This is a genomic window from Stenotrophomonas sp., assembly GCF_032061965.1.
Taxonomy (GTDB): domain Bacteria; phylum Pseudomonadota; class Gammaproteobacteria; order Xanthomonadales; family Xanthomonadaceae; genus Stenotrophomonas.
Window position 1 is genome coordinate 1 of the sequence record NZ_DAMBEF010000016.1, and the last position, 24178, is coordinate 24178.

Sequence of the window (24178 nt, forward strand, 5' to 3'; positions counted from 1 at the left end):
GGTCAGCGCCGGCATCTTCAGTTCCGGCATCACGATCAGGATGCCGATCGCCAGGCCGACAATCGTGCCGATCTTGAGGAAGGTGGACAGGTAATCGCGCGGGGCCAGCAGCAGCCACACCGGCAGCACGGCGGCGACGAAGCCGTAACCGATCAGCATCCAGGTGATCTGGATGCCGGTGAAGGTGAACATCGGGCCCATCACCGGGTCAGCAGCAACCTTGCCGCCATACCAGATGGCAGCCAGCAGCAGGATCAGGCCGACGACCGAAATCTCGCCGATCTTGCCCGGGCGGATGTAGCGCATGTACACGCCCATCAGGATGGCAATCGGCATTGTTGCGATCACCGTGAACATGCCCCAGGGGCTGCCCTCCAGTGCCTTCACCACGATCATCGCCAGCACCGCGAGGATGATGATCATGATCATGAAGACGCCGAACAAGGCGATGGTGCCGGGCACCTGGCCCATTTCCTCACGCACCAGGTCACCCAGCGAGCGGCCGTTGCGGCGGGTCGAGATGAACAGGATCATGAAATCCTGCACCGCGCCGGCCAGCACCACGCCGGCGATCAGCCACAGCGTGCCGGGCAGGTAGCCCATCTGTGCAGCCAGTACCGGGCCAACCAGCGGACCGGCGCCGGCAATGGCGGCGAAGTGATGGCCGAACAGGACGTGCTTGTTGGTCGGCACATAGTCCAGACCATCGTTGTTGAGGACCGCAGGGGTGGCACGGGTGGGGTCGACGCCCAGCACCTTGTTGGCGATGAACAGGCCGTAGTAGCGGAACGCGACCAGATACAGCGATACCGCTGCGATCACGATCCACAGTGCATTGATGTGCTCGCCGCGGCGTAGTGCCACGACGCCCAGACAGAATGCGCCGATCAGGGACAGTAGCGCCCATCCGGCTTTGGAGAAACCTTTCATCGAGTGGCCTCGCGGGGGAATGGGGTCAAGGGTCTACCCATGCCGGTCAAGGGTCAATGTGCAGGACTGCCCAAGTGTCTGCGACTTTGGTCTTAGGACGATTCCCGGGCCGACCTGACTACGGGTGGGTTATGGCCTGCGGCGCTACCGTGTCCGCAACGATGGGTTGCGACCATGGCGGTTGCCGCAGCCGCATGGCGCCCGCATTGTCAGCCGTATCGCCAGGAGATAGCCATGAGCAGTCAGCCGTACGCCACCGTCTTGCGCACCATGAAGGGCATGCCTACTTCCGATGGGGCGGGGGTCAGCCTGACCCGCGTGATCGGTACCCCGGCGCTGCCGGACCTGGATCCATTCCTGATGCTGGACGAATTCGGTACCGATCGCGCCGAGGACTACATTGCCGGTTTTCCCAATCACCCGCATCGTGGCTTTGAGACCGTCACCTACATGCTCGACGGGCGCATGCGGCATAAGGACAACCACGGCAACGAAGGCCTGCTGACACCGGGCAGTGTGCAATGGATGACCGCCGGCCGCGGGCTGGTGCACTCGGAGATGCCCGAGCAGGAGTCTGGCCGCATGCGCGGCTTCCAACTGTGGGTGAACCTGCCGGCGCGCGACAAGATGGTTGCGCCGCGCTATCAGGAGTTCGCACCTGAGCGCATTCCGCTGATCAAACCGGTACCGGGCGTGCAGGTGAAGGTCATCGCCGGCACGGTTGGGCAGGTGCAGGGGCCGATCCAACAGCCCGCCACCGAACCGCTGTATCTGGACGTGGCGCTACAGCCCGGTACCCAGTGGCAGGTGGCATTGCCGGAAGGACATAGCGCTTTTGCCTACGTCTTCGAGGGCCAGGCATTGTTGGGCGATGCGGAGGACGCGCGCAGCGTCGGCCAGCATGAGTTGGCGGTGCTGGGTGCCGGCGATACGCTGCCGCTGCAAGCTGGCGCGCAGGGCGCACGCCTGATCCTGGTGGCCGGGCGCCCGCTGCGTGAGCCGGTGGTGCGCCACGGGCCTTTCGTGATGAACACCCGGCAGGAATTGATGCAGGCTTTCATCGACTATCAGGAAGGTCGCTTTTGAAAGCGACCCATAAGACGCCGTCGATCTGATCCAGCCAATTCCATCCGCGTCGTCCCGTAATCAGGACGGGCGGTGGGGTCAGCGGCCCCCGGCCAGCGCGGACGAAGACAGGTTCAGTGCCTGGGTCAGGTTCTGAAGATTGCCCAGTTCGCCGGTGTCGGCGGCGTCGATCCAGATCTGGGCAAAGCGGTTCTTGTCCAGTTTGACCACGGTGATGCGGCGCGACTCCAGCCCGGGCAGGTCGCGGCCACCCATGTCCAGCTTGTACCAGTACATGGCTTCGCCACCGAAGCTGCCTTTTTCCGCACGCAGGGAGCGGTTGAACGACATATCGGGGTCGCGGGCGGTCAGCATCATGTTCAGGACCGTGCGTCCGTCACTGGTGGCGGCCTTGCAGACAATGAAGTCGCTTTGGGTCTGTTGTTCCCAATGCAGGCCGGCGTCAGCGGGCAAGGTGGGGCACTGCTCGGCCTGTTGGGCCAGGACGGCGCTGCTGATGGCGAGCAGCACGGCTGCGGAAACGCTACGGACAGTCTTCACTACGTAATCCCCATGAAGCATCGTCCGCAGGGCGGCACGATGGCAGTCGAATTCGAGTTCTGAACGTTGTTTGTGGCAGGTGGTTGCTGAGGCTCCTTGCCCGGGTGCGCATATCCCCATGCGCCTGGCCACCCGCTGACGGTATTACAAAAGCCGCCACAGATGCAAAGCGTAGGCGCAGTCACAAAAAAAACGGCCCCGGGAGGGGCCGTTTTCGCAATGGCTTCACAGCGGAGCTTACTTGTCGCTGCCCAACCACTTGTAGGCGACGCCACCGATCAGCGCGCCCAGGATCGGGGCAACCCAGAACAGCCACAGCTGGCTGAGGGCGCCCGCGCCAGCAAACACGGCCACGGCAGTGGAGCGTGCCGGGTTTACCGAGGTGTTGGTGACCGGGATGCTGATCAGGTGGATCAGGGTCAGGGCCAGGCCGATGGCGATCGGTGCGAAGCCGGCCGGGGCGCGGCCGTGGGTGGCGCCCATGATCACGATCAGGAACACCGCGGTCAGCACCACCTCGCACAGGAACGCCGCCGCGACGGTGTAGTCGCCCGGTGACAGCGCGCCGTAGCCATTGCTGGCGAAGGCGCCGGCCTTGCTGCCGTCGATCAGGAAGTTGGCATTGCCCTGCGCGATCTGCAGCAGGATGAAGCCGGCGAACAAGCCGCCCAGCACCTGCGCCACGATGTAGGGCACAAGATCCTTGCCGGAGAAGCGACCGCCGGCCCACAGGCCGATGCTCACCGCCGGGTTGAAGTGCGCACCGGAAATATGGCCGAACGCATAAGCGCCGGTCAGCACGGTCAGGCCGAAGGCCAGCGAGACACCCACGAAACCGATGCCCAGCGGGTTGCCGTCACCGCCGAAATTCGCAGCCAGCACTGCGCTGCCGCAACCACCCAGTACCAGCCAGAAGGTGCCGAGGAACTCGGCAGCCAGGCGCTTTCCCATGCTCATGATCTATTACCCCAGAATTACCCCGAAACGGGTGTGGGGAAAATACACTCAGAACACTGGCAAGTGCGTATTTAAATCGTTAACCGGTGCGCAGACAGCATGTCTGGCAATAGGTACAGCCCGACTTCAACGCGGCAACGGGATGAACTCCTTGTCATCGCCGGGGATGGTTCCGAAACGGCCGTTTTCCCAATCGTCCTTCGCCTGCTCGATGCGCTCCTTGGAACTGGATACGAAGTTCCACCACAGGTGGCGCGGTGCATCCAGCGGTTCGCCGCCCATCAGCATCGCCTTGACCGGTGTCTTGGCGCGCAGACGCCCACGGGCCCCGGCGTCAGGGATGACCAGGTGCTGGGTAGGGATGTCGGTGCCATCGAGCTGCGCATCGCCCTCCAGGATGTAGAGCGCGCGCTCCACGTGCGAGGTATCCAGGTCGATCTCGGCGCCGGGCGCAAGGTCGATCGCTACATTCAAGGTGTCGGCGAATACCTGCACGGGCGATTCCTCACCGTAGGCACGGCCGGCGATCACCCGCAGCCATGCGCCATCGCGGCGCTGTTGCGGCAACTGGTCCGCGCCGAAGTGGAAAAAGGCCGGATCGGTCTCTTCGTGACTTTTGGGCAGCGCCACCCAGGTCTGCATGCCGTGCAGGCTCTGGTCATGCTCGCGTGCGGCAGCCGGGGTGCGCTCGGAATGGGCGATGCCACGCCCTGCGGTCATCCAGTTGACGTCACCCGGGCGGATGATCTGCTCCGAGCCCAGCGTGTCGCGATGACCGATCTGCCCTGACCACAGGAAGGTAACGGTCGCCAGGCCGATATGCGGATGCGGACGCACATCGATGCCCTGGCCGGGGCTGAAGATGGCCGGGCCCATGTGGTCCACGAACACGAACGAGCCTACGCTGCGCGCCTGCAGCGTGGGTACCGCACGCCGTACCTGGAAGCCGCCAAGGTCGTGGACGCGTGGGCTGATGATCGTGGTCATGGGGCGGTGCTCCTGGTTGCGTGGCTCAGGGTTCAAGGATGACATGCCCGCTGCATCGATGAAGTGACCAGCGGAAGAATGGATTGTTGTTCCGGTGCGGGTAGCGCGCTGTACCGCCATCCCGGGGCAGGACGGTCGCGCCTGCAACCAATCTGCCGGCAGAGTGGGCTGCCCCAAAGGTCGGCAAACGACGTGAAGGGGATACAATCGCCGTCTTCCTTCCCCACACCCGGAGAACTCCGCAGTGACCCGCAAACTCGTGCTGTTGCGCCATGGCCAGAGCCAGTGGAACCTCGATAACCGCTTCACCGGCTGGGTGGACGTGGACCTCACCGAACAGGGCCGCCAGGAAGCTGCTACCGCTGGCCGCTTGATGAAGGAAGAAGGCCTGCAGTTCGATGTGGCCCACACCTCGGTACTCAAGCGTGCCATCCACACCTTGCAGGGGGCCTTGGCCGAGCTGGGCCAGGATTGGCTGCCGGTCAACAAGTCGTGGCGCCTGAATGAGCGTCATTACGGTGGCCTGCAGGGCCTGGACAAGGCCGAGACCGCCGCCAAGCACGGCGAGGAGCAGGTCAAGGTATGGCGTCGTTCCTACGACATCCCGCCGCCGCCGATGGACCTTGCCGATCCGGGCCACCCGATCCACGACCGTCGCTATGCCGGCCTGGACCGCAACGCGCTGCCGGCCACCGAGTCGCTGGCGACCACGCTGGACCGTGTGCTGCCGTACTGGCACGACGCCATCGCCCCGCAGTTGAAGGACGGCAAGACCGTGCTGGTCACCGCCCACGGCAACTCGCTGCGCGCGCTGTACAAGTACCTCAACAACGTGAGCAAGGAAGAAATCCTTGAGCTCAACATCCCGACCGGCATTCCGCTGCTGTTCGAGTTGAACGACGACCTGACCGTCAAGTCGTTCCGCTACTTGGGCGACCCGGAAGCGGCAAAGAAGGCGGCCGAGGCCGTGGCCAACCAGGGCAAGGCCAAGTAAGTAATTCGCTGTAAACAGCGTACGCGCTGATGGGGGCTGTTCAAGCCGCCAGACAATCCGAATCCGATGCCGGAATACTGGCATCGGATTTTTTGTAGCAGCGGCATGCGCCGCAAAACGGCGATTGCGCCAGTCCCTGGCAACGCTGCAAGCTGATCAGGAAGAAGCCGGTTCAGCGCCGTCAATGTAGCCCGGGTAAGCGCAGCGCACCCGGGAGCAGGGATCGACAGCTTTAGGATCGCACGGCAACAGCCCCGGGTGCGCTGGGCTTACCCGGGCTACGGGAATCATCGGTGAGGTGAACCGCGTCTCGGCCGCACGCTCAGCGTTGGCATTGGGCGGGGGTGGCGGCGCAGCGTGCGTTGTCACGCACCGCCAGATCCTTGCCGACGTTGTAGCCGCCGTACAACAGCGCAATCACCAGCAACGCGAAGCCCAATGCAAGGTTCTCGCTACGCCTGCCACGCGCGATGGGCGCCGCGGCGACTGCAAGCGGAGTGTCGGCAGCGGGGGCAGCAAGCAGGTCCCCTGCCGAAACCCCCAGCGCCGACGCAACTGCCATCCGCGACTCAAGCGAGGCACTCCCCTCGGCTTCCAGACGCTGGACGGTGCGCACGCTCAAGCCGCAGAGCGTGGCCAGGTGCTCCTGCGACCAGCCGCGGACTTCGCGCAGTTGCCTGATCCGCTTTCCGTCGATCTTCACTGTTTCATCTTCCATGGCGCGTTCCTGACGATGTTAGCCTAGCGAGCAGGCTGCCGGACAACCTCGATCGACGACACGACAGAAAGCCGACAGTAGTGTGTCGTCCTAAAGGAATCAACGGTTTGCGCGCTTCGACGGCGGCGACTGAACTGCTCCACAGCGTGCATGCAATTGGGAGAAGCAGTCTTCGGATGCGTGCTGGGCCGTGCCATCATCGGGGACTGATCACGATGACTGGAGTGTCTGCTTGAGCAAATGGATGATGTCGGTGATGGCAATGGTGGTACTGAGCGCCTGTAGTGCCGCTCCCGAGGCTGCACCCAACGCCACACCAGAAGCGGCTGCTGCAAAGCCTGTAGCCGCAAGCGTGCAGCGCGGCGAAGGCAGCCCTTATGAAGTGCTGGGCAGTGAAGTCTGGGACGTACCTGATCCGGTCAGTGGCCGCGGCTACCAGGTGTTTGTGGCCTTGCCGGCCGGCTACGCCGATAACCCCGACAAGCGCTACCCGGTCCTTTATGTCACCGATGCCGACTATGCCTTCCCGCTGGTCTGGCAGATGGCGCGGCGCCTGAATGTCGAAGGGCGCAAGATCGACGACTTCATCCTGGTTGGCCTGTCCTATGCCAAGGGCGAGGGCGGCATGCAGAGTCGCCGCCGTGACTACACCCCAACAAGCAAGGGCCCCAGCGGTTCGCCAGCCGACGCCGTGCACGGTGGCGCCAGCGACTACATCGCCTATCTGGAGACCCAGGCGCTGCCATTCGTGGCCACGCGCTACCGCACGGACGAAACCCGTCGTATGTTCCTGGGCCATTCCTATGGGGCCTTGCTGGGTACCCAGGTGCTGCTGGAGCGGCCGCAGTTGTTCAGCGGCTATATCCTCGGCAGTCCGTCGTACTGGTTTGACAAGCACGAGATGGAGCGCCGCCTGGCCGCGGCCGCCAAGCCGGCCGAGCAGCCAGTGCGGGCCTACATGTATGTGGGGGAGTACGAATCGGTGCAGCATGGCGGCGAAGCCGACATGGTGGCCGATGCGCAGCGCATGATCGGTTTGCTGGGCGCGCGTGGTGGCCAGGCACTGGCGCTGAAATTGGATGTGCTCAATGACGAGGACCATCTCAGCGTTGCACCACGTGGCTTCATGCATGGGCTGAAGTACCTGTTGGCCGCGCCAAAGGGCTGAACAAGGCCTTGTACAGGGCCGGGAATGGGGCGCTGGCAGCGTCCGTTCCCGGTATGCGGCACCCCGACCAACGGCAGGTGCGCTGCCGCGTGATGTGTCTAGACTTCGGTCAGTTCCGTGCCTGCGCCAATTCATGCCCTTGCCGTCAGCCCGATATCGCAGTGACGCAACACAGGCGCCAGTCCGGCGTCGGGTGTTCGATGGTGAGCGTCTGTCTGCGCGGGTAAGTTGGTACGCGCCTGGCGAGCACATGCAACGGCATGCACATCACTGCCATCAACTTTCATTGCTGCTGCTGGGCACATTGCAGGAGCAGACGTCGCGCGGCGAGGAGCGCCTGGCCGTCCCGGCACTGGGCGTGAAACACGCCGGGCTGATGCATGCCAATGACTACGGCCCCGCCGGTGCGTTGATGCTGGGTGTCGACTTGCCGGCCGCGTTCGACCTGCAGAAGAACCTCGGCATCGGTCAGGCGTGGCAATGGCGTGGCGGTGACCTGCAGCCGGCGCTGCGCAGTGGACGAACACTGTTGTCGGAGTTGTTTGCCGGCGAGCTGGGCCAGAGCGAGATCGATAGCCGGCTGTGGGAGCTGCTGGCCAGCATGGCGGCCAGCAGCGAGCGCCCGGCAGGCGTGGCGCCACGGTGGCTTGCACGCAGTTGCCAGCGCCTGCAGGAGCAGACCCTGCCCTTGGCCGAACTGGCCAGCGAGGTTGGCGTGCATCCGGTGTATTTTGCGCGTGCTTTTGCACGCTGGATGGGCTGCGCGCCGTCGGTGTTTCGTGCACGTGCACAGTTGCAGCGGGCATTGCCACTGTTGGCAAAGGGTCACGCGCTGGCCGATGTGGCACAGCGTGCCGGGTTTGCCGACCAATCCCATCTCAGTCGCATTGCCCGGGCGCACAGTGGCTTGACCCCAGCCCGGTTGCGCGCGCTGCTGCAGGCATGAGCAGGTTCAATCCGTTCAAGACTTGCCGGGCAGCGTTGACGCATCGTGCAAGCGGTCAGTCACGGAGTCAGCCCATGTATCTACGCAACATCCTGTCGCTGCTATTGCTGCCCGCCTGCATGGGCGCCGCGGCAACGGCATCCGCGGCAACCCCGGAACAGGCGGCGCGCGAGCTGGCTGCGTTCCTGGATGGTATTCCGGAGCTGGGCCCCGGCTATGCCGTGGTGGTCGTCGATCGCGAGCAGCAACTGCTCGGCTACACGCGTGGGCAACGCAATGCGGCCACGGCAGCGCCGCTGACAATGTCCACCCCGATGTATATCGCATCACAAACGAAATCCTATATGGGGCTGCTGGCCCAGCTTCTGGACCAACAAGGCGTGCTGCGCCTGGACAGCACCCTGGCCGACCACTGGCCGCAGCTGCAGTTGCCAGCGGGCGTCGATCCCGCGGCATGGACCTTGGCGGACCTGCTCAATCACCGCGTTCCCTTGAGTGCCGATGCGATTACCACGCTGGAGGCGTATATCGGCAGTCCTGATCCGGCGCTGTATCCGCAGCTGCTGCAGCAATTCGCGAGCAGGCGTGCTGAGGGTTTCGACTACGACAACCTTGGCTACAACATCTATGCCGCGATCCTGCAGCAGCGCACCGGTCGCGCATGGCAGGACTGGTTGCAGGCGCTTGTGTTCACACCGTTGCAGCTGCACGAAACCTCGACCCGTACTTCCCGCTTCGAGCCGGGGCAGGTGGTGTTCAACCATCAATGGCTGGGGGACGCGCAGGGTTGGCGGCTTGTCGCGCCCAAACCCGACGGGATCATGCATGCGGCCGGCGGCATGATGACTTCGCCACGCGACATGGGGCGTTGGCTGCGTCTGCAGCTGGGCGCAGCGTTGTCGTCACAACTGCTGGCCACCGGCTTGCAGGCCGCGCACCGCATCGGCGCGCAGGTAGACCCAAAGGCGCGCAATGCCTACGAGCTGCCATGCAACGGCTACGCCTACGGCTGGAACGTATGTGACTTCGAAGGACATACGCTTTATATCCATGGCGGCAGCTATACCGGCGCACGCAGCATGATGGCGTTCTCGCCGGACCTGGGTGTGGGGATCGGCGTGTTTTCCAATTCGGACAATGCCACTGGCTGGCTGACCTCGCGCACCGTCGTGCAGTTCTTCCAGTACCTGGTCGACCATCCGGATGCCGGTAAATGGGCTGCGACGCGGCAGCAGGTGTACCCGCAGCGCGTTGCCGAGCAGCTGTCTGGCGCACAGGCACGGCAGCGCAAGGCGCAAGAGGATCCGCGTTGGCAGGGGTGGCATTGGCAACCGGCCAGTACGGCGGCCTATATCGGCCACTACCGAGCGGCGCAGCTGCCGGTGACAGCGCAGGTGATCGCAGCCGATGGCGGACTGGCGCTCCGGCTGGGGGCACTGGAGCGGACCTTGAAACCCGCCGCGCCGGATCTATTCGCTGCCCAGGACGGCCCGTTGGCAGCACCTGAGCCACTGCAGTTCCTGGGTGACGGGCTGGGTGGGGTGCTTGGGTTCGAGTTCGATGGGCAGCGCTATCTGCGAGCCTCGAACGACCAGGCTGCAGGTGGCAGGCTTCGTGTGCAGGAGCGACGTAAGCCGTGAAGTGCGTCGCACGCCAAACGGGAAGGTAACGCGAGCTCCGCATTCCCAGCCCCGGGCCTGACACCGCCCCAAACAGGTACGCATGGCTGGCGCGCGGTTGCACAACGCAGAAGCCCGGCATCTTGCCGGGCTTCCTGAGCAGCGCAATGCGTCCGGGCTTACTTGAAGTCCAGCGTCTTCTCGAAGCTCTTCAGTTCGTGGCGTGCCATCGCCAGGTTGGCGCGGTTGCGGTCCAGTACCACGTACAGGAACAGATCCTTGTTGCCCTCCAGCGGGCGGATCAGGTGGTACTGCTTGGACAGGGTGAGAAGGATGTCCTCCACCACCTCGGTCAGGCCAAGCGCGTTGGCGACGCGGCGCTTGGCGCGGACCACGTCGGCGTTGCCTGCGGCGGCAACCTCCATGTTGATCGGGCCTCCGCCGAGTACGCCCAAGGCCATGCCGCTGTCACCATCCACAAGCGCTGCGCCGATGAAACCGGCGATCTCACTCAAATCGTCAAGCTTTACGTTTCCAGCCATTTCCCTTCCAGAAGTATCGTTGCGACAACAAAAAAGCCCGCTGGGAGTACTCCCGAACGGGCTGGCAATGAGCATAGCGAAAATGACGCAGTACCCGCCAGCAAGATCAGGCCTGGCGCTTGTACAGGAGGTGCGGGGCTAGCGGAAAAACTGGCTGGGGCTCAGGCCGAAGCGACGCTTGAACATGGTGGCGAAAGCGCTGGGGCTTTCATAACCCAGCGCCATGGCCACATCGATCACCTTCTCGCCGACCGCCAGCCGCTCCAATGCGCGCAGCAGCCGTGCCTGCTGGCGCCACTGGCCGAAGGTCATGCCCAACTCGCGCGCACACAGGCGCTGGATGGTCTTGACGTCGACCTGCAGGCGCGTGGCCCAGTCCTGCAAGGTGGAGGCATCATCGGGATGCCGTTCCAGCTTGCGGCCGATCTGCCGCAGGCGCGGGTCAGTGGGCTCGGGCAGGTGCAGCGGCAGTACCGGCAGGGTCTGCACTTCGTCCAGGATCAGGCGCATCAAGCGTCCATCGCGGGAGTCGGGTTGATAGGACGGAGCGATCACCGCGGCGGCGCGGATCAAGGCGGCCAGCAGCGGGGTGATGGACACTGCCGACGGTGCTGCCGGTGCCTGCGGCATGTAGCGGGGCAGGATGTAGAGGCTGCGCATCTGCACCGTACCGATGCAATGCACCTGATGGCCGACACCGGCAGGCATCCAGATCGCGCGCGTGCTGGGCACCACCCAGCGGCCCATGCCGGCGCGCACTACCAGCACGCCGGTTTCGGCATAGACCAGCTGGTGACGGTCGGGGTGATGGTGCAGGGGGATCAGCGTGGTGGCGGTGTAGTCGCGCGCCTTGCAGTACACGGCGGTGTCTGGCCCGGCGGGCAAGGGCAGGCGTCGGCCCTTGCGGCTGGCAATGTCCTTTTCGAGCAGATGCATGACCATATCGCGCAGGATGGGCGGGGTGCTTGAATCTACCATGCCTACCGTCCCCACGATTCGCCGGTTCCCCCCATGTCATCCACGGCTCCTGAGATCACTGCTGCACCGTCCCCACAGCGTCGCCCGGTAGCCGTTGGCGTGCTTGCTGCCATCAGCAGTTCGCATCTGGTCAACGACATGATGCAGTCGCTGATTCTGGCGCTGTACCCGATCTTCAAAGGGCAGTTCCATCTGAGCTTTGCCCAGGTTGGCCTGATCACCTTGACCTATCAGCTGACGGCCTCCCTGTTCCAGCCGCTGATCGGCTTGCGTACCGACAAACGTCCGGCGCCGTATTCACTGCCGATGGGTATGACATCCACCTTGTGCGGGCTGTTGTTGCTGGCATTTGCGCCCAACTTCGCCACGGTGCTGGTGGCGGCGATGCTGGTGGGTATCGGCTCGGCGGTTTTCCATCCGGAATCCTCGCGCATCGCGCGCTTGGCTTCCGGTGGTCGGCACGGGATGTCGCAGTCGGTATTCCAGCTCGGTGGCAACGCCGGTACCGCGATTGGTCCGCTGTTGGCGGCAGCGGTGATCGTGCCGAACGGCCAGCGCAGCGTGGCCTGGTTTGCCTGCGCCGCCTTGCTGGGCATCGGCCTGCTGACCTATGTGAGCCGCTGGTATCAGCAGCATCTGCTGGCCAGCGCCGCGCAGCCCAGGGCGGCCGCCAAACCGGCAAACCTGTTGCCGCCCAAGACCGTGGCCTGGGTGATTGCGGTGCTGCTGGTGCTGATCTTCAGCAAGTATTTTTACATCGCCGGGCTGAGCAGCTATTACACCTTCTACCTGATCCAGAAGTTCGAGTTGTCGGTGCAGAGCGCGCAGTTGCATCTGTTCGGCTTCCTGGCGGCGTCGGCGGCGGGCACCTTGATCGGCGGCCCACTGGGTGACCGCATCGGGCGCAAGCCGGTGATCTGGGCTTCAATCCTGGGCGTGGCACCGTTCGCGCTGATGTTGCCTTACGCCAACCTGCAATGGACCACGGTGCTGACCTTGATCATCGGCTTCGTATTGTCCTCTGCGTTCTCGGCGATCCTGGTGTACGCACAGGAGCTGATGCCCAGTCGTATCGGTACGGTGTCGGGGCTGTTCTTCGGCTTCGCATTTGGCATGGGTGGGCTGGGTGCTGCGGTGCTGGGTGTGCTGGCTGACCACACCAGCATCATCTGGGTCTACAAGGTGATTTCGTTCCTGCCGCTGCTGGGCATCGTTGCTGCCTTGCTGCCCAACCCGCGCGCGACGGTACATTGAGTCGCGTATGTGCGCGTGGCGCTTGGCGTCCACGCGCCTGCCGCATAGGCTGTTGCCTCGATTGCGTTTACCTAAGCCGCACTGATGCCTGATTCGACGATGTTGCAGACACGCGAGCAAATCTCCACGCGCGCGGCGTTTTTCATACCGGGCTTTGCCATCGCCTGCTGGGCACCGCTGGTGCCGTTCGCCAAGGCCAGGGCAGGGCTGGACGATGCGTTATTGGGCGTGCTGTTGCTATGCTTGGGGTTGGGGTCGCTGCTGTCGATGCCCCTGGCGGGCATGCTGGCCGCGCGACGTGGTTGCCGGCCGGTGATGCTGCTGACCGTGGTGATGATGGTGGTCATGCTGCCGGTGCTGGCGACCGCGTCCACACCGCTGGGCATCGGTATCGCATTGCTGGTGTTCGGCGCCGGCATTGGTGCGATGGATTGCGTGATGAACATCCAGGCCGTGGTGGTGGAGAAGGAATCCGGCCGCGCGATGATGTCCGGCTTCCACGCCTTCTACAGCATTGGCGCCCTGAGCGGCGCGGCGCTGGTCGCACTGCTGCTGTCGTCAGGGGCCAGTGCATTGCTGGCGTCCTTGGTGGTCGCGACCGGCGTGATTGTGATCACGGCAGGATCGGCCCGCTGGTGGCGCAGTGAGCGTGCCCCGCATGAAGAATCCAGTTTCGCCTTGCCACGTGGCGTGGTAGTGGTGATTGGCGCGGTGTGCTTCATCAGTTTTCTGGCCGAAGGCTCGATGCTGGATTGGAGTGCGGTGTTCCTGCATGAGGTGCGCGGCGTTGCGCTCGCGCATGCGGGGTGGGGATTTGTGGCGTTCAATATCGCCATGACCTGCGCCCGGCTGTTCGGTGACAGCGTGGTCAATCGGTTGGGTTCGAGCAAGGCGGTGTTGGCCGGCGGGCTGTTGGCCTGCGGCGGCTTTGTTCTGGCCACCCTGGTGCCCAGTTTTGCCGTGGCGATGATGGGTTATGCATTGGTCGGCATCGGCTGCGCCAATATCGTGCCGGTGATGTTCAGCCTGGCCGGCCGACAGACGCGCATGCCGGCCAGTGCCGCCATTCCCGCCGTCACCACGTTGGGCTATGCGGGGGTGTTGCTGGGCCCGGCCGCCATCGGCTTCATCGCCCAGCACTGGTCGCTCTCGGTTGCCTTCCTGATCGCTGCGGCATTGTTGGCCTGCGTAGCGGTGATTGGTTCGCGGTTGCGGGTGGATTGAGCGGCGCCGCTGTGAGTTTCCGCTCAGGCTGCCAGTCGTGCCTGGTCGCGGCCGGCGGCCTTGGCCTGATAGAGGGCGCTATCGGCTTGCAGCAGTAATTGTTCCAGCGTGGCGCCACCTGCGGTACCGCTGATACCGATGCTGATCGTATAGCCCAGTTCACCGGTGGTCGCGCACACGCGTGCCGTGCGCGCAGCGGTCAGTAGTTGTTCGGCGATTGCCTGTGCTTCGGCGGTATCGGCGGCAGGCAGCATCAGCACGAACTCTTCGCCGCCATAGCGTCCGATCAGATTGTTGGCGGCAGGAGCAACGTGCTGCGCGGCGGCCGCAAAGTGCCTGAGTACGGCATCACCGGACAGATGTCCCCAGCCGTCATTGATCTTCTTGAAATGATCCAGGTCGATGATGAGTACGCTGAAGGCATTGCCTTCGCGCGTGCAGTTGGTCAATGCACGTAAACCGCGATCAATCAGCGTTGCCCGGTTGAGCAGCCCGGTCAGTCCATCGCGGGTGGCCTTGTGATGCAACTCCACAAGCATCTTTTCGACGACAAGCAGCATCAGGGCAAAGCACTGTGCCAACGCGAGGATCAGGCCGAGGCAGATGATCACCAGTTGCGCGATATTGCCCTGCCCATCGACAGGGGCATCTGCGTCGCCGCCAAGCATGCCCGGCAGGGCCAACAGCAGATTGACCAGGAATACGGCGGCCGCCAGGCGATAGCTGAGCTTCAACTCCGGTGGGGTACGCCGCAACAGCATCAGCACGATCCATCCGTTGAGGACCATGGTTGCCCAGCTGAACAACATGATGCGCAGTGTGCTGGTATGCCATAGCAATACGTCGGCGGTGATCAGGGACATGAACGTGCCCATCACCAGCAGCGGTTGCCATACCGGGAGCGGGCGTTCGATGTGCAGGGCGGTGCCTTTGAGCAGCAGCACCGATCCCAAGAGCGCCAGCAGGCTGAGGGCGGCGAACACCACGCCGTCCGAGGCATCCTGGAAAAAGCACAACAACACCATGGCCGCTGCGGTGAGCCACAGGCTGGTAGACCACGCCCACAGGGCCGGTCGGCGTGGAAGCACCAGCAGAAGCAGTGAAAACCCAACGGAAATGCCGATGCAGACGACGGCGCTGACGATGGACAGCAACTGGATATCGGCAAGTGACTTCATCTACGGCCCCCCCGGCCGTTGCACATGCTTCACCTTAGCGGTTGTCGTTGCCATGGCTGCGGCAGGATGTGCGCGCAGCATCACATATTCGAGGATGCCTCGTTCGGCAGCGGGGTGGCGAGTGCGCCGTGGCAACGTGACCTTCGGCGGGTCCGCCGGTATCCATTGATGTATTAGTCTCCAGGGTTGGGTCGCCAATTGCGTGCGCCCTTTTCCTGTTTGGTCGGAGATATCCATGTCGTTCAACAAGCTTGTCCCCTTGTCCCTGACGGTTGCCATCGCTGCGTCGTTGGCCGCCTGCGGCAAGACCGATGCCCCTGCGGCACCTGCTGCCGAAGCCAAGGTCGCCTTCGACCAGTCGCAGCTGAAGACCCAGCTGATTTCGCTCAACGCGGCGGATGTGGACCCGTCGGTGCAGGCCTGTGCCGACCTGAACGGCTTCGTCAACAGCAAGTGGCTCAAGGCCAACCCGGTGCCGGGCGATCAGACCACCTGGGGCAGCTTCGAGATACTGCGCGAGCGCTCGCTGGAAGTGCAGCATGCGCTGGTCGAACAGGCTGCCGCCGGCAAGGCTGCGGCCGGTTCCAACGAAGCCAAGATCGGCGACATCTGGAAGACCGGCTCGGACGAGGCTGCCATCGAGGCCGCCGGCATCAAGCCGCTGCAGCCGGAGCTGGACAAGATTGCCGCACTGAACGACACCGCCGCCATCTCTGGCTATCTGCGTGATGCCTATGCGCAGGGCAATGGTTTCCTGTTCTCGCTGAACGCCAGCCCGGACTTCAAGGACTCGGGCAATGTCATTGCCTATGTTGGCCAGGGTGGCCTGGGCCTGCCGGAGAAGGGCTATTACTTCGATGCATCACAGGCCAAGATCCGCGACGCCTACGTTGCCTATATCGAGCAGCTGCTGACCCTGTCCGGCGTCGATGCCGCGCAGGCCAAGGACCAGGCCAAGGCGGTGATGGAGTTTGAAACCCGTCTGGCCAAGGCCTCGCTGTCGCGCATCGAACTGCGTGACCCGGCTAAGCGCTACAACCCGGTCAGCGCCGCCGATGCCGACAAGCAGACCCCGAATTTCAGCTGGACCGCGCTGTTCGATACCTTGCAGGTGCCGGCCAAGGACAAGTTCTCGCTGGCGCAGCCGGGCTTCTTCAACGAGCTGAACACCATGTTGGCCGACGTGCCGGCCTCCACCTGGCAGGCCTACCTGCGTTTCCACACCGTGGACAACGCCGCACCGTACCTGAGCAAGAACTTCGAACAGGCCAACTTCGACTTCTTCAGCAAGACCCTGCGTGGTCAGCAGGAAATGCAGCCGCGCTGGAAGCGCGTGCTGGAGACGGTCAACGGTTCGATGGGTGAAGCACTGGGCCAGCTGTACGTGGACGCGGTGTTCCCGGCCGAATCCAAGGTGGCCATGCAGCACCTGGTGGAAAACCTGTCGGTGGCGCTGAAGGCCCGCCTGGAAACCCTGCCGTGGATGGGTGAGGACACCAAGAAGAAGGCGCTGGAGAAGTGGGCCAGCTTCACTCCCAAGATTGGTTACCCGGACAAGTGGCGTGACTTCTCGGGCCTGACCACGAGCAGCGACAGCTACCTGGGCAACGTGAAGGCCGCGCAGGCGTTCAACTACCGCTACGTGCTGGGCAAGATCGGCAAGCCGGTGGACAAGACCGAGTGGGGCATGACCCCGCAGACGGTGAATGCCTATTACAACGCGACCAAGAACGAAATCGTATTCCCGGCCGCCATCCTGCAGCCGCCGTTCTTCGACGCCAAGGCCGATCCGGCCCTGAACTATGGCGGCATCGGTGCGGTCATCGGCCACGAGATGATGCACGGCTACGATGACTCCGGCAGCCAGTTCGCTGCCAATGGCAACTTCGACAACTGGTGGACCGATGCCGACCGCAGCGCGTTCAACAGCCGTACCGACAAGCTGGTCGCGCAGTTTGATGGCTACGAGTCGCTGCCGGGCGTCAACGTCAAGGGCAAGCTGACCCTGGGCGAGAACATCGGCGACCTTGGTGGTTTGACCGTTGCCTATGACGCGCTGCAGATGGCATTGAAGGAAGACCCGAAGGCCAACGTGTCGGTGGATGGCTACACCCAGGACCAGCGCTTCTTCATGAACTGGGCCACGGTATGGCGCCGCAATTTCACTGACGGCGAGCTGCGCGTGCGTCTGAACACCGATCCGCATGCGCCGGCCAACTTCCGTGCCAACGGCACGCCGTCGAACATGCCGGCCTATGCCGCCGCGTTCCAGTGCAAGGCCGGTGATGCGATGGTGCGCGCCGATGACAAGCGGGTTGTTATCTGGTGATTGTGCTTGTGTGATTGCTGTTTGATTGGTTGTGAAGAAAAGCCCGGCATCGCCGGGCTTTTCTTTTGGTTTTTGTTTGGTTGTGGTTTTTGGTTTTTGCTTGTTTTAGTTTGAGTTTTGGAGGCTGTTACTCTTACTTTGCTTTTGCTTTTGCTTTTGCTTTGGCTTTGGCTTTGGCTTTTGCTCTTGTTTTGGCTTTTGCTTTTGCTTTGGCTTGTGTTCCTGCGTTGGCTTTTGCCCTGAGTCTTTGCGGCTTGCTTCATGCCGTCATTCCCGCGAAGGCGGAAATCGCTCTGGCATTGGCTCTGGCTTCGGCTTTGGCTCTAGCTCTAGTTTTGGCCCTGGCTCCGCCTTTCTGCCGTCATTCCCGCGAAGGCGGGAATCGCTCTGGTTGTTGTTCTTGATCTTGCTGCCCGGTTCGATGTCGGATCCAACCGTCGTAAACACCTGCGATAGATCAAAAAATTGAAGCGATATCGCGGTATGCATCGTTTGAATGCCCCAGCTCAGCGGAAGCAACGGCGGAGGCGTGGAAGCTGTGAAGTCAGGGCATAGCCCGGAGTCAGAGCCAAAGCCAGAGCCGGAGCGATTCCCGCCTTCGCGGGAATGACGGCAAAGGGGGGAGCCAGAGCCAGAGCCGGAGCGATTCCCGCCTTCGCGGGAATGACGGCAAAGAGGCGGAGCCAGACCCGGAGCGATTCCCGCCTTCGCGGGAATGACGGCAAAGAGGTGGGGCCAGAGCCGGAGCGATTCCCGCCTTCGCGGGAATGACGGCAAAGAGGTGGGGCCAGAGCCAGAGCGATTCCCGCCTTCGCGGGAATGACGGCAAAGAGATGGAGCCAAAGCCAGAGCGATTCCCGCCTTCGCGGGAATGACGGCAAAGAGGTGGGGCCAGCCGAACGCGAAGGCATCGCCACTCCCACGCCCAGTGAACGATCACCGTGCTATGGATGGGGTGTTCCCGGCAGAGTGGAAAACATGGGCATGTCATTTGATGTGGCGTGGGTACACGCTCCCTTGCAGGCAGGTACCGCAGTCGTGATATTCGTGGCGCACCTGTTGACCGCAGCGCGTGCCCTGACCCGGCCCAACCGGGCGCCGGCATCACGCGCGGCGTGGGTGGCGGTGATCATGCTTGCGCCCGTTGTCGGCGTGATCGCCTATCTGCTGCTGGGCGAAACCAGCATCGGTCGCTCGCGTCTACGGCGCCTGCAGCGTGTGCGGCAGAACATGACGCTGATCGAACAGGCCAGCTCGTCGGACCCTTCTGCGGCGGTGCTGGAAGACAATGTCGCATCCTTGTTCGCACTGGCGCAGTCGATCAATGGCTTCCATCCGACGTCGGGCAACCGCATCGCGCTGTTGGGTGTGATGGGTGAGAGCGACAATCCTGCGGATGATTGCCGCGCGTCGATGGCGGCATTGGTCGCGGATATCGAGCGGGCATCGGAAAGTGTGCATATTGCCTTCTACATCTGGCTCGATGACGGCGCAGGCGGGCAGGTCGCCGATGCGGTGGCTGCGGCAGCGCGACGCGGCGTGGACTGTCGGGTGATGGTGGATGCGCTGGGTTCGCGTGCCTTCATCAAGGGGCGTCGCTGGCAGCAGTTGCAGCAGGCCGGCGTCCGCCAACTCAAGACCTTGGACGATATCAATCGATTGCAGCACATGGCGTTCAGCCGCATGGACCTGCGTGACCACCGCAAGATCGTGGTGATCGACAATCGCATCGCCTTTTGCGGCAGCCAGAACTGTGCCGATCCCGAGTTCCAACCAAAACCGGCTTATGCGCCCTGGATCGACCTGCTGCTGCGCTGCGAAGGCCCACTGGTGCGACAGGTGCAGTACCTGTTCCTTAGTGGTTGGATACCCGAGTCGGGCGAGGCAGGATTGGATGGCTATGCCGCAGCGGGTGGTGCATTGCAAGGCGAGGGCACTACCACCGCCATGGCATTCGAGACCGGCCCAATCACCCGTCACAATGCGATGGCCGATATGTTTGTGGCCTGCATCTATGCCGCGCGGCGCGAGCTGGTGATTACCACGCCGTACTTCGTACCCGACGAGTCGATCCTGCGTGCACTGTGCGCGGCACCGCGGCGGGGCGTGCTGACGCGGATCATTTTCCCGGCGCGCAATGATTCCTGGCTGGTCGGCCAGAGCAGTCGCAGTACCTACGCTGACCTGCTGCAGTGTGGCGTGCAGGTATACGAGTATCCGCTGGGATTGCTGCATGCCAAGTCGCTGACCGTGGATGGCGAGGTAGCGCTGGTGGGCTCGGCCAACATGGACCGACGCAGCTTGGAGCTGAACTTCGAGAACAACCTGCTGATCGCTGATCCGCAGGTTGTGGGCGACGTGCGGCACCGCCAGCAACGCTACCTCGATGCATCGCGCTTGCTGGAACTGCAGCAGGTGCAGGCGTGGCCGTTCTACAGCCGCTTGACCCAGAACGCGGTGGCGATGATGTCGCCGGTGCTTTAAGCGGCGCTGCTGCCGCCGCGCAGCAGCCCCATGAACTCGCCGAACAGACGCGGGTCGATCAGCTTGCCGCACTCGGAGGCAAGTATCTCGATTGATCGTTGGGTCGACATGGGACCGCGGTAGGGGCGTTGGGAGGTCATCGCGTCATAGCCGTCGACGAGGGTCAGGATCCTCGATTCAAGCGGGATTTCCTCGCCCTGCAGGCCGTGCGGGTAGCCGCTGCCGTTCCATGCTTCATGGTGGTGGCGGATCAGTTTGGCAACGGCCAGTGCGTCGCTGCGGCCGGTAGCGGCGAACAGGCGCGCGCCGCGTTCGGGATGGCTACGCATGGCCGCCATCTTGGTGTCGTCCAGCTTGCCGGGGTGCAGCAGGACGTCATCGCGGATGCCGATCTTGCCGACGTCGTGGAAACGCGCAGCCAGCACCAGGTGGTTCAAGCGGCTTTCGTCCAGGTCACAGCGTTGGCCCATTGCCAGGGCCAGCTGCGAAACGCGGTCGCAATGGTGGTCGGTATAGCTGTCGCGCTGGTCCAGCGCGGCAGCCAGGACGTCAATGGCGCAGGAGCTGTCGCTCGGTGGGAGCGACAGGCCTACGGGGGTGCTTATGGATTGCATGCTGACGGAGCCGTGGGGGCGGCTGCGTTCCTTAGGGGCGGCCATTTTCCCCGGCTTGCCCGTTTCACGCAAATTTCACATGGCTAACTTCAGGCGCGACCCGGATGCAAGGTGGTCAGCAACGCACGCGCTGCATTGAATCGATCAGCGCTTTCCGGCAGCGGATGCTTGATGCGCAGCTTGTCCGGGCCATCCATCTGATAGAGCTTGGGCTGCTTCTGGATCAGCTGGATCACCGCCATCGGGTCGATGTTGGGCTTGGAGTCGAACACGATGCGGCCACCGTTCTCGCCCAGCTCCAGCTTGCGGATGCCCAGCACATTGGCTTGCAGCTTGAGCTCGGCAATGGCGAACAGATGCTTGACCGGGTCCGGCAGCAGGCCGAAGCGGTCGATCATTTCCACCTGCAGTTCGCGCAACGCCTCGCTGTCGCGGGCGCTGGAGATGCGCTTGTACAGGGTGAGGCGGGTATGCACGTCGGGCAGGTAGTCTTCCGGTATCAACGCCGGCACATGCAGTTCGACCTCGGCACCGCGGGCTTCCTCGCCGGCATCCAGGTCGGGCAGCTTGCCGGACTTGATCGAGCGCACCGCGCGCTCCAGCAGCTCGGTGTACAGGCTGAAGCCGACTTCGGCCATCTGCCCGCTCTGGTCCTCGCCGAGCAACTCGCCGGCACCGCGGATTTCCAGATCGTGGGTTGCCAGCGTAAAACCGGCGCCCAGTTCGTCCATCGATGCGATCGCATCCAGGCGCTTCTGCGCATCGGGCGTGATCGAGCGCTTGTCCGGCACCAGCAGGTAGGCGTAGGCGCGGTGATGCGAACGACCGACACGACCGCGCAGCTGATGCAACTGCGCCAAACCGAAGCGGTCGGCGCGGTTGATGATGATGGTATTGGCGTTCGGGATGTCGATGCCCGATTCGATGATGGTACTGGCCAGCAGCACGTTGAAACGCTGCTTCTGGAAGTCCAGCATCACCCGCTCCAGCTCGCGCTCGGGCATCTGCCCGTGGGCCATGCCGATGCGGGCCTCGGGCACCAGCTCGGACAGCTCGCGCTGCATCCGGCCCATGCTTTCCACGTCATTGTGCAGGAAGTACAACTGGCCGCCGCGCGAAAGTTCGCGCTGGAAGGCTTCGCGCAGCTGAGCGTTGTCCCAGGCGGTGACAAAGGTCTTCACCGCCAGACGATTCGGTGGCGGCGTGGCGATGATGGACAGGTCGCGCAGGCCAGCCATGGCCATGTTCAAGGTGCGTGGAATCGGTGTGGCGGTGAGCGTGAGCAGATGCACGTTGGCGCGCATCGCCTTGAGGGCTTCCTTCTGGCGCACGCCAAAACGCTGCTCTTCATCGACGATGACCAGGCCCAGGTCCTTGAACTTCACGTCCGGCTGCAGCAGGCGGTGGGTGCCGATGATCACATCGATGGTGCCTTCGGCCACCTTGTCCAGTTCTGCCTTGATTTCCTTGGTGCTCTTGAAGCGCGACAGCACTTCCACGCGCAGCGGGTAATCGGCGAAACGATCACGGAAGTTGCGGTAATGCTGTTCGGCCAGCAACGTGGTGGGCACCAGTACGGCAACCTGCTTGCCGCCGCTGGCGGCCGCAAAGGCCGCGCGCACCGCGACTTCGGTCTTGCCGAAGCCCACGTCGCCGCAGACCACGCGGTCCATTGGTTGGCTCGATTGCAGGTCGCGTAGCGTGGCTTCGATCGCGGCTTGCTGGTCGGGGGTTTCTTCAAACGGGAAGCCGGCGGCGAACGGCTCGTACATCACGCGGTCGATATCCAGCGCCAAGCCGGCACGGGCGCGCCGACGGGCCTGGATTTCCAGCAGCTCGGCCGCAACGTCGCGGACTTTTTCGGCGGCCTTGCGTTTGGCCTTGGCCCACTGCTCGCCACCGAGCGAATGCAGGGGCGCGGTCTCCGCCGAGGCACCGGAATAGCGGCTGATCAGGTGCAGCTGCGCGACCGGCACGTACAGGCGGTCGCCCTTGGCGTATTCGATCTCCAGGAATTCGCCGGGCATGCCGCCCACATCCATCGCGATCAAGCCGCGGTAGCGGCCGACGCCATGGTCTTCATGGACGATGGGCGCGCCTTCGGTCAGTTCGCCAAGGTCACGGATGATCGCCTCGGGCTCACGCCCGGCACACCGCGTGCGCCGTGCCTGGCCGGCGCGCTCGGGGAACAGCTGGCGCTCGGTAAGCACGGCCAGCGCCGGTTCGCTGAGCGCAAAGCCGTCATCCAGCGGTGCGACAGTAATGGCGAAGCGTGAAAGCCCCTCTCCCTCCCGGAGTACATGGGGGAGGGCGGTCTTGCTTCCTCCAAGGGGGGCAGGGAGGAAGTCGTTGAAGCTGGCCACAACTTCGGGCCGCAACTCGGCAGCCTGCAATACCTCCAACAAGGCCTCACGCCGACCCGGCGAATCGGCCGCGATCAAGACGCGGCCGGGGTAGTGCGCGATGAAGGATTTCAACGCCTGTCCCGCTGGCGCATCCTTGGCGGCCACCGGCAATGGCGGCAGCGGCTGGTCACCCAGCGCCTGCGCCTCGGCAATGCGCGGATGATCGGCAGCCCATATCTCCACGCGCGGCTGCTTGTTGAACTGCTCGCGCAGGCTGTCCGGTGACTGGTAGATCTCATCCGGCGGCAACAACGGTCGCTCGATATCGTGGCGGCGTTGTTCGTAACGGCTGTTGGTCTGCAGCCAGAACGCATCGGAGGCCTCGGCCACGCCTGTGCCCACCACGGTCAGGAAACCATCCGGCAGATAGTCGAACAGCGTCGCCGTCTTGCTGAAAAACAGCGGCAGCATGTACTCGATGCCCGATGGCAGTACGCCAGCTTTCAGGTCCTGGTACAGCGGACTGCGGCGGGTGTCGACGTCGAAGCGCTCGCGCAGGGTGCCCAGCACCTTGTTGAGGCTGGCCTCATCCATCGGCACTTCGCGGCCCGGCAGCATCTTCACGGCCTGCACCTTGTCCAGCGACCGTTGCGATTCGGGGTCGAACTCGCGGATGGAGTCGATGTCCTCATCCAGCAGTTCGATCCGCAGGGGCGCATCCGCACCCATCGGGTAGACATCCAGCAGGCCGCCGCGCACGGCGAAATCGCCCGGGTCCATCACCTGCGCCACGTTGCGGTAGCCGGCGCTTTCCAGCCGCCGCTTCTCCGCGTCCATGTCCAAGCGTTGGCCGACCTTGAGGTCGAAGCTGCTGCCGACGATGTAACTCAGCGGTGCCAAGCGTTGCAGCAGGGTCTGCACCGGCACGACGACGATGCCGCAGCTCAGCTGTGGCAGCCGGTGCAACGCTGCAAGACGCTGCGAAATGATGTCCGGGTGCGGGCTGAACTGATCGTAGGGCAGGGTTTCCCAATCCGGGAACGGCACCACCGGCAGCGCACTGTCAGGCCCCAGCAAGGTCTGCAGATCGGCCACCGCCTGGTTGGCGGTCTGGTTGTCGCGGGTGACCAGCAGCAATGGTTTGCCGTGCGCCTGCGCGGCACAGGCCACGTGCCAGGCAAGGGCGCTGCTGGAGGCCGGGGCGCGCCACCAGGCGCGGAGCTGGCCGCTACGCGGCAGCGGCGGAATGGGATAGGTAATGGACGCCATGAACCGCCGATTTTAC

20 protein-coding genes are annotated in these 24178 nt (G+C 63.7%); 10 read left to right on the top strand and 10 right to left on the bottom strand.

Annotated features, from left to right (window positions below):
- On the bottom strand, positions 1–930 hold a 930-nt coding region (locus RT460_RS10220; RefSeq protein ID WP_313318841.1), incomplete at its 3' end, for a carbon starvation CstA family protein.
- Positions 931–1158: 228 nt separating this feature from the next.
- Between RT460_RS10220 and RT460_RS10225 the strand changes: the two genes are divergently transcribed.
- Entirely contained in the window at positions 1159–2016 is an 858-nt protein-coding gene (locus RT460_RS10225) for a pirin family protein (RefSeq protein ID WP_313318924.1), read from the top strand.
- 78 nt (positions 2017–2094) lie between these two features.
- Here the strand turns inward: RT460_RS10225 and RT460_RS10230 are convergent, their stop codons facing one another.
- The 3 genes from RT460_RS10230 to RT460_RS10240 form a co-directional block, all read right to left on the bottom strand.
- Complete coding sequence (locus RT460_RS10230) at positions 2095–2556, bottom strand: hypothetical protein (protein WP_313318842.1); 462 nt, start codon at positions 2554–2556, stop codon at positions 2095–2097.
- 237 nt (positions 2557–2793) lie between these two features.
- Positions 2794–3513, bottom strand: coding sequence for an aquaporin Z (gene aqpZ / locus RT460_RS10235; RefSeq protein WP_313318843.1), 720 nt, complete (start codon positions 3511–3513; stop codon positions 2794–2796).
- 126 nt (positions 3514–3639) lie between these two features.
- Positions 3640–4500: a pirin family protein gene (locus tag RT460_RS10240; RefSeq protein WP_313318845.1), complete on the bottom strand. Its 861-nt coding sequence runs from the start codon at positions 4498–4500 to the stop codon at positions 3640–3642.
- A 244-nt stretch (positions 4501–4744) separates the two neighbouring features.
- On the opposite strand from RT460_RS10240, the gene gpmA reads away from it, so the two are divergent.
- Positions 4745–5494, top strand: a complete 750-nt coding sequence (gene gpmA / locus RT460_RS10245) for a 2,3-diphosphoglycerate-dependent phosphoglycerate mutase (protein WP_313318846.1) — start codon at positions 4745–4747, stop codon at positions 5492–5494.
- 322 nt (positions 5495–5816) lie between these two features.
- Here gpmA and RT460_RS10250 read toward each other — a convergent pair whose 3' ends face one another.
- Positions 5817–6212 (bottom strand): helix-turn-helix transcriptional regulator, encoded by a 396-nt coding sequence (locus RT460_RS10250; RefSeq protein ID WP_313318847.1) that lies wholly within the window; start codon positions 6210–6212, stop codon positions 5817–5819.
- Between the two features lie 262 nt (positions 6213–6474).
- Between RT460_RS10250 and RT460_RS10255 the strand changes: the two genes are divergently transcribed.
- From RT460_RS10255 to RT460_RS10265, 3 genes are all read left to right on the top strand, one after another.
- Complete coding sequence (locus RT460_RS10255) at positions 6475–7380, top strand: alpha/beta hydrolase-fold protein (RefSeq protein WP_313318925.1); 906 nt, start codon at positions 6475–6477, stop codon at positions 7378–7380.
- Between the two features lie 250 nt (positions 7381–7630).
- The gene (locus RT460_RS10260; RefSeq protein ID WP_313318848.1) at positions 7631–8326 is read left to right on the top strand and encodes an AraC family transcriptional regulator; all 696 of its coding nucleotides are present in this window, start codon (positions 7631–7633) and stop codon (positions 8324–8326) included.
- 74 nt (positions 8327–8400) lie between these two features.
- Entirely contained in the window at positions 8401–9966 is a 1566-nt protein-coding gene (locus RT460_RS10265) for a serine hydrolase domain-containing protein (protein ID WP_313318850.1), read from the top strand.
- A 158-nt stretch (positions 9967–10124) separates the two neighbouring features.
- Here the strand turns inward: RT460_RS10265 and RT460_RS10270 are convergent, their stop codons facing one another.
- Both RT460_RS10270 and RT460_RS10275 read right to left on the bottom strand, forming a co-directional pair.
- A complete protein-coding gene (locus RT460_RS10270; protein WP_313318851.1) occupies positions 10125–10487 on the bottom strand; it encodes a roadblock/LC7 domain-containing protein in 363 nt (120 codons plus the stop codon).
- 138 nt (positions 10488–10625) lie between these two features.
- Positions 10626–11423 carry a helix-turn-helix transcriptional regulator gene (locus tag RT460_RS10275; protein WP_313318852.1) on the bottom strand — a complete coding sequence of 266 codons (798 nt, stop codon included), beginning with the start codon at positions 11421–11423 and terminating at the stop codon, positions 10626–10628.
- Between the two features lie 75 nt (positions 11424–11498).
- On the opposite strand from RT460_RS10275, the gene RT460_RS10280 reads away from it, so the two are divergent.
- Both RT460_RS10280 and RT460_RS10285 read left to right on the top strand, forming a co-directional pair.
- Positions 11499–12719 (top strand): MFS transporter, encoded by a 1221-nt coding sequence (locus tag RT460_RS10280; RefSeq protein WP_313318853.1) that lies wholly within the window; start codon positions 11499–11501, stop codon positions 12717–12719.
- A 99-nt stretch (positions 12720–12818) separates the two neighbouring features.
- Complete coding sequence (locus RT460_RS10285; RefSeq protein ID WP_313318854.1) at positions 12819–13943, top strand: MFS transporter; 1125 nt, start codon at positions 12819–12821, stop codon at positions 13941–13943.
- Between the two features lie 23 nt (positions 13944–13966).
- On the opposite strand, the gene RT460_RS10290 is transcribed toward RT460_RS10285, so the two are convergent.
- The gene (locus tag RT460_RS10290) at positions 13967–15121 is read right to left on the bottom strand and encodes a GGDEF domain-containing protein (RefSeq protein WP_313318856.1); all 1155 of its coding nucleotides are present in this window, start codon (positions 15119–15121) and stop codon (positions 13967–13969) included.
- A 235-nt stretch (positions 15122–15356) separates the two neighbouring features.
- Between RT460_RS10290 and RT460_RS10295 the strand changes: the two genes are divergently transcribed.
- The 3 genes from RT460_RS10295 to cls all read left to right on the top strand — a co-directional run bounded on the left by RT460_RS10295 (position 15357) and on the right by cls (position 19934).
- Positions 15357–17450, top strand: coding sequence for a M13-type metalloendopeptidase (locus RT460_RS10295; RefSeq protein ID WP_313318857.1), 2094 nt, complete (start codon positions 15357–15359; stop codon positions 17448–17450).
- A gap of 65 nt (positions 17451–17515) precedes the next feature.
- The gene (locus RT460_RS10300) at positions 17516–17854 is read left to right on the top strand and encodes a hypothetical protein (protein ID WP_313318858.1); all 339 of its coding nucleotides are present in this window, start codon (positions 17516–17518) and stop codon (positions 17852–17854) included.
- Between the two features lie 580 nt (positions 17855–18434).
- On the top strand, positions 18435–19934 hold the full coding sequence (gene cls / locus RT460_RS10305) for a cardiolipin synthase (RefSeq protein WP_313318859.1): 1500 nt from the start codon (positions 18435–18437) through the stop codon (positions 19932–19934).
- Here cls and RT460_RS10310 read toward each other — a convergent pair.
- On the bottom strand, positions 19931–20548 hold the full coding sequence (locus RT460_RS10310) for an HD domain-containing phosphohydrolase (protein WP_313318860.1): 618 nt from the start codon (positions 20546–20548) through the stop codon (positions 19931–19933). The genes cls and RT460_RS10310 overlap by 4 nt on opposite strands.
- An 89-nt stretch (positions 20549–20637) precedes the next feature.
- Positions 20638–24162, bottom strand: a complete 3525-nt coding sequence (gene mfd / locus RT460_RS10315) for a transcription-repair coupling factor (RefSeq protein ID WP_313318861.1) — start codon at positions 24160–24162, stop codon at positions 20638–20640.
- Between the last annotated feature and the right edge of the window lie 16 nt (positions 24163–24178).